Here is a 5,871-nt window from a genome sequence, read left to right as displayed (position 1 = left end):
CATTCTGACAGCATCCTCGCCATCCGGCTAAAATAAAGGCGGTGTGTCAAATTTTATCAATTTTGACACACCGCCCTCATTAAATGTTTATATCAAACAATGACAACGGTTCAGTCTTCGTCAGGGAAAGAATACCCCTTTGTTTTCAGATTTCTGTTTTTTGGTTTGCCATAACATGTTATGTCTGCAATCCCGGAACGCCTTCCTGTGAATGAATCCGAAGCATAGCATGTTATGTCTCCGGTTCCCGAAGCGGTAGCCTCGACATTTCTTGCAATCATCTTGCGGGCGTAAATTTCTCCTGTGCCGGAAACGGAATACGTGGCAGATGATGTTTTGCCTTTCAGTTCGATGTCTCCTGTGCCGGAAACGGAAGCGCTCAGATGGGTGAGCTCAGAAAGTTTGGCATTGATGTCTCCTGTACCACTCACTGAAAGCGTGGCATTATTTACATTTCCCCCAATCAACACATCTCCGGTTCCGGAAATGCTGACTTTGAGTCTGTCACCATTGAAAACCGGAACTGAGACATCTCCTGTGCCGGATACCGATAGTCTGAGAATCTGAGATTTGACTGACCCTTGGAATTTTACATCGCCAGTGCCTGATGAAGACACATTATTGATATCTTTTACAGTGACATATACAATAAGATCGCATTTTGGAAAGGATTTGGATCTCGCTTCTTTAGTCATGCCGACTGTCAGTTTGCCGTCATTGTTCTTGATTTCACAATAAGGGATGAGGTTGTCAGATCCCTTCACGACAATTTTCTGAGTGTTTCCTTGTGTAACCACAACATCGACAATGCTGGTTACGGAAATAGAATTGACAGGTGCGACTTTGAAAGTTTTTGAAACAATCTTGCCTGACGGCTTAATGCTTTCTCTTCCGGAAAAGAAGTCTCTGCCATTGGCGTCAACTGAGACGCATCCGAACAATGCTGTCATAGCGATGGTCAGCATCGTCATGACAAATGTTGATTTGATTATTCTCATGATTTATTGTATTGAATTAAAAACTTTCATATCTGTATCATTCTTTATCCGGGAAACACCATTATCAGATTCTTACCAGATAATGACGCGCTCGCTTTCCGGACGGAACATCGGATCTCCCTCTACGATGCCGAATGCCTCTAAGAATGGCGCGATGTTGCGGAGCGATACATTAACGCGGTTGATTCCCAACGAGTGGGGGTCACCGGTGGTCAGAGACCTGATTTCTTCCGGACGGATATTGTTAGCCCAAAGGTTTGCATAATTCATATAGAAAACCTGCATAGGATCAAAACCATCTATTTTGGCATTGGCAGAAGTGACATCGACGCCTTTCTTTTTCTGAGAATCAAGGAAGGCTGTTCTTGCAACGCGCAGTCCACCCTGGTCTGCAATGTTCTCGCCAAGTGTGTATGAACCGTTTGCATTGAGACCTGGGAGAACCTCCACTGCGTCAAACTGCTTTACGAGTCCTTGGGTAAGACCGGCGAATGCCTGCGCGTCTTCCGGAGTCCACCAGTTTACCATATTGCCGTTCGCATCGAAATTACATCCTTGGTCATCAAAGCCGTGTGTCAGTTCATGACCTATGACAACTCCAATGCCACCGTAGTTTTCGGCATCGCTTGAAGCCGGATCATAGAAAGGTGCCTGCAGGATTCCTGCGGGAAATACAATCTCGTTATTCAAAGGATTGTAATAAGCATTTATCGTCTGAGGTGTCATGCCCCATTCCGTGCGGTCAACCGGTTTACCCCATTTTTCAAGATAACGGTCTTGTGCCCACTGGTTGGCATTATGAACATTTTCCCAATACGAGAGTGATGGATCAACGTTCAGTTTTGAATAGTCTTTCCATTTGTCGGGATACCCGATTTTCACAGTTATAGCGTTGAGTTTCTTCAGTGCCTGAACTTTTGTGTCATCGCTCATCCAGGGGAGATGGATGATGTGTTTGCCAAGTGCGTTACGGAGATTCTCCACAAGTCCTTCCATATAGATTTTTGAACTTTCAGGAAAATATTGCTCCACATATAGTTTACCTATTCCTTCACCCATAATGCCTTCGGTGGTTCCGAGTGCCTTTTTCCAGCGGGGATGCTGTTTCTGAACACCACTGAATACTTTCTGGAACTCGAAAGACGCATTGGCGAAATCATCACTCAGGTATGGGGATGCGGCACTTACGTATTCCCACAGATAAAGGTCTTTCTTTTCACGGTCTGAAAGAGACTGCATGAGTTTATTACCCTGAAGGACTGTGTTGGGGTTAGCGACAATGAGAGTCTCAGGTGCTTTTATGCCCATTGTCTCGATAAAGAAGCGATCCCATGGGAATGCGGGATACTGCTCTTTAAGCTGAGAGAAAGAACGGGGATTATACATAGCCGGGATATTGCGGCTTTGTTCGCGTGTCCAGGTTGAATCAGCGAGAAGAGTCTCTATCTTAAGAACGTTCGCTGCTATTCTTTTGGAGTCTTTTTTTGAATAGCCTGCAAGCTGCATATCTTTCTCTATCAGTTTTGTGTAGGCTGCACGAACATCTTTGTTTCTTTTGTCATTGAGAAGATAATAATCGCGGTCTCCAAGTCCGAGACTCGGGGCAGTCACATACATCGCATAGACCTGGCTGTTAGCAAGATCTTCCATCGGACCGGCACCGACCAAAGGCGAGCCATAGTTCTTATGCATCCATAGGAAGAGATCTTCCATTCCGTCTGCGGTAGTATTTTCAATTTTTGCAAGATCAGCCTTGATGGGTTCGGCTCCAAGTTTGTTTCGACGGATGGAATCCATGCCTGCTTCATAAAGTGTTGCGATCTTGAATGCATCAGTGCCAGGTGCCGGTTTTGTGGCGGCGAGTCCGGTTACGATTCTGCGAACGCGGTTGTTGCTTGAATCGTTGAGTATGTTAAATTGTCCGTAACGTGAATATTCAGCAGAAAGAGGGTGTGCCTCTGTCCATTTCTTGTTCACGTGATTGTAAAAGTCTTTTTTGGGAGATATCGAGGTGTCGATACCTTTGGCATCAAGACTCTTCAGATGCTCTTGAGCAGCCGCTCCTGTTAGAGCGGCTCCCAAGAATGCGCATGTTAAAATTGTTTTTAGTCTCATACTTATCTCTGATATTAATAATACTGTTTAATGTTATAACTGTGACACGAATTGCAGATTTTTTATAATTCCCGCCGCTTTACGTTCCGTCTCGATCCATTCGGCGTCGGGGTCTGATGCAGGTGTGATTCCTCCGCCTGCGAACATACACCAGCGTGTTTTATCAAACCTGACAGAACGCAGGTTGACATAAAATGAGAATCGTGACGGACTTTTGAACGGTCCGCAGAAACCTCCATAATAACCACGGTTGAAATTTTCCAGACGGTTGATACGCTCTTTAGACTCCTCTTTGGGTAGTCCGCACAGAGCTGGGGTGGGAGAGAGATCTTTGAGGAATAAAAGCAGATCTGTGATACGTTCGGATGTATCGGCACATATTCTGGTCAGAAGATGCTCCACTTTTCCGGCTTTGCATGTGGCTGTAGGTGAACATTCCGGTTTTAATCCCCATTTTTCGAAGCAACGTGAGATGTAGCGTTCCACTATCCTCTGTTCGTTGATATTTTTCTTATCCCAGTCTCCTTCTGAATCGGCAGGTCTTGTGCCCGCCAGTGCATATGTGTGCAATATGCCTTGGTCGCAGTCAAGCAGCAATTCAGGAGAGGCGCCAATCCATCCTCCGGTGACGGGTGTGTGAAAAGCAAAAATAAATGATGATGGAAACTCTTTGCAAAGTCTGACAAATGTCTCCGGCAGATCTATTGACTGATTTCTTAAAATTACTTTTGCCGCAATTGTTTTTTTCTCGGGATTACCGTCAAGCTCCTCTATAATCGACTCTACTTCCTTTTTGTGCTGTTTTCTTGTTGTGGATTCATGAGGAAACTCAAATAAAGAAGCCGAATCATCACAGAATTGTATGATACCTGACAATTCAGACCAATCGCATTCATGAAGAGAAACGATGGAAACAGGATTGTGCTCAGACAAATCAAAAGGCGCTATGACAAATCCTTCACAAATGCCCTCGGTCAGGTTCCCCTTGAACAATTGAATCTTATTTTCATCGGGAAAGCGATATGCGCAAAAGCTGTTGAACATAACACTGTCAGATTGCGTCTGCCTCAAAGTCGTATAACTGGTCTCCTGTGATACGGGCGCGAATGAAGTCTCCCGGTTTTGCATCCGAGCCTTTTACATAATAGTTCATGTCAACTTCCGGGCTGTCCCACTGCGAACGACATATCCTTGTATCACCCTCTGTCTCGTCTACAAGTAAAGTGACTTCTTTGCCATACATCTCAGCATTTTTTTCTTCATAAATAGTCATCTGTGCCTCCATCAGAAGGTCGAGTCTTTTTTGCTTTGTTTCTTCCGGAATCAGGTCCTTTAGATTCTTTGCCGCCCAAGTGTCATCTTCTTCCGAATAAGCGAACGCTCCCATACGGTCGAATTTCTGTGTACGAACAAAATCGAGCAGTTCCTGAAATTCCTCTTCACCTTCACCGGGAAACCCGACCATTAGAGTTGTCCTTATTTTTATATCGGGCACGCGTTTGCGCATTTCTGCAATAAGCGATATTGTCTCTTCTTTTGTAATATGTCGGCGCATATTGTTCAGCACCTTGTCTGAAACATGCTGGAGGGCTATGTCGATATATTTGCATACATTTTCATGTCGTGCCATTACATCAAGAATATCAAACGGAAAGTCCGCAGGATATGCGTAATGCAGACGGATCCATTCCACTCCCTTGATACCAGCCATCCTATCGATGAGTTCTGCAAGCTTGTGGCTTCCGTAAATGTCAATGCCATAAGACGAAAGGTCTTGCGCTATAACATTAAATTCCTTGACACCCTTAGCAACAAGCGACTCTGTTTCTTCCAATATTTCCTCAATGGTCCTTGAAGTGTGGCGTCCGGTTATCAGCGGGATCGCGCAAAATGCGCAAAACCTGTTGCAACCTTCCGAAATCTTAAGATATGCGGAATGCGGAGGTGTCGTCAGTTCTCTTTCCCATTGCTTCGGTTTTGCCGTATCTTTAAGATCGGGTAGTGAGTCAATAAAGTTTCCCCAATCAAACTTACCCAGCATGATATCTATTTCGGGCAACTCAGTCGTAAGCTCTTCCCGATATCTTTGGGTAAGACAACCCATTGCGACAATTTTCCCGATTTTTCCCTCTTGTTTAAGTTTTGCAAGGTCAAGAAGCATCTCAATGGATTCCTCTTTTGCATCTGCAATAAATCCGCAGGTGTTTACAACAACATATTCCCCCTCAGGATTGCCGGAGTCATGCACGGCATCATATCCTTTCGCGTGCAGTCTGCGGATTATGCGCTCCGAATCTATGAGATTTTTGGAGCATCCCATTGTTATTATGTCGATTCTATTTTTTTTCATGACACGATGCAGTAAAATAATATGAGGCGGATATGTATAATATTATATCGCTTCTCCGAAAAGAGTCTTGACAAATTCCTTGGCGTGGAAAATCTGTATGTCTTCCTTACCCTCGCCAAGACCGATATATTTCACAGGAATTTTGAACTGGTCGCTGATGCCAATTACGACACCACCTTTTGATGTGCCGTCAAGTTTGGTTATGGCAAGATTGTTGACTTTGGTAGCAGCTACAAACTGGCGTGCCTGTTCAAAGGCGTTCTGACCAGTAGAGCCATCAAGAACAAGAAGAATTTCCTGAGGTGCATCGGGAACAACGCGCTGCATTACGTTCTTGATTTTAGTGAGTTCGTTCATCAGCCCGATTTTATTATGGAGTCGACCGGCGGTGTCTATTATCACCACGTC

At 44.6% G+C, this 5,871-nt stretch carries 4 protein-coding genes and 1 pseudogene; all 5 read right to left on the bottom strand.

Annotation, left to right across the window (positions count from 1 at the left end; genetic code table 11):
* Positions 1–110: 110 nt before the first annotated feature.
* Positions 111–998, bottom strand: a complete 888-nt coding sequence (locus JX312_RS08040; protein ID WP_172471235.1) for a head GIN domain-containing protein — start codon at positions 996–998, stop codon at positions 111–113.
* Between the two features lie 72 nt (positions 999–1,070).
* Entirely contained in the window at positions 1,071–3,113 is a 2,043-nt protein-coding gene (locus JX312_RS08035; protein WP_123404659.1) for a M13 family metallopeptidase, read from the bottom strand.
* Between the two features lie 33 nt (positions 3,114–3,146).
* The gene (locus JX312_RS08030; RefSeq protein ID WP_204457644.1) at positions 3,147–4,157 is read right to left on the bottom strand and encodes a chorismate-binding protein; all 1,011 of its coding nucleotides are present in this window, start codon (positions 4,155–4,157) and stop codon (positions 3,147–3,149) included.
* Positions 4,158–4,164: 7 nt separating this feature from the next.
* Complete coding sequence (rimO, locus tag JX312_RS08025) at positions 4,165–5,463, bottom strand: 30S ribosomal protein S12 methylthiotransferase RimO (RefSeq protein WP_204457643.1); 1,299 nt, start codon at positions 5,461–5,463, stop codon at positions 4,165–4,167.
* A gap of 42 nt (positions 5,464–5,505) precedes the next feature.
* Positions 5,506–5,871 (bottom strand): annotated as a pseudogene (locus tag JX312_RS08020) (signal recognition particle-docking protein FtsY); the annotation flags it as partial.

Source organism: Barnesiella sp. CU968, assembly GCF_905219685.1.
Taxonomy (GTDB): Bacteria; Bacteroidota; Bacteroidia; order Bacteroidales; family Muribaculaceae; genus Lepagella; species Lepagella muris_A.
The sequence above is the reverse complement of the archived record's forward strand: the minus strand, read 5'-3'. Positions and strand labels throughout refer to the sequence as shown.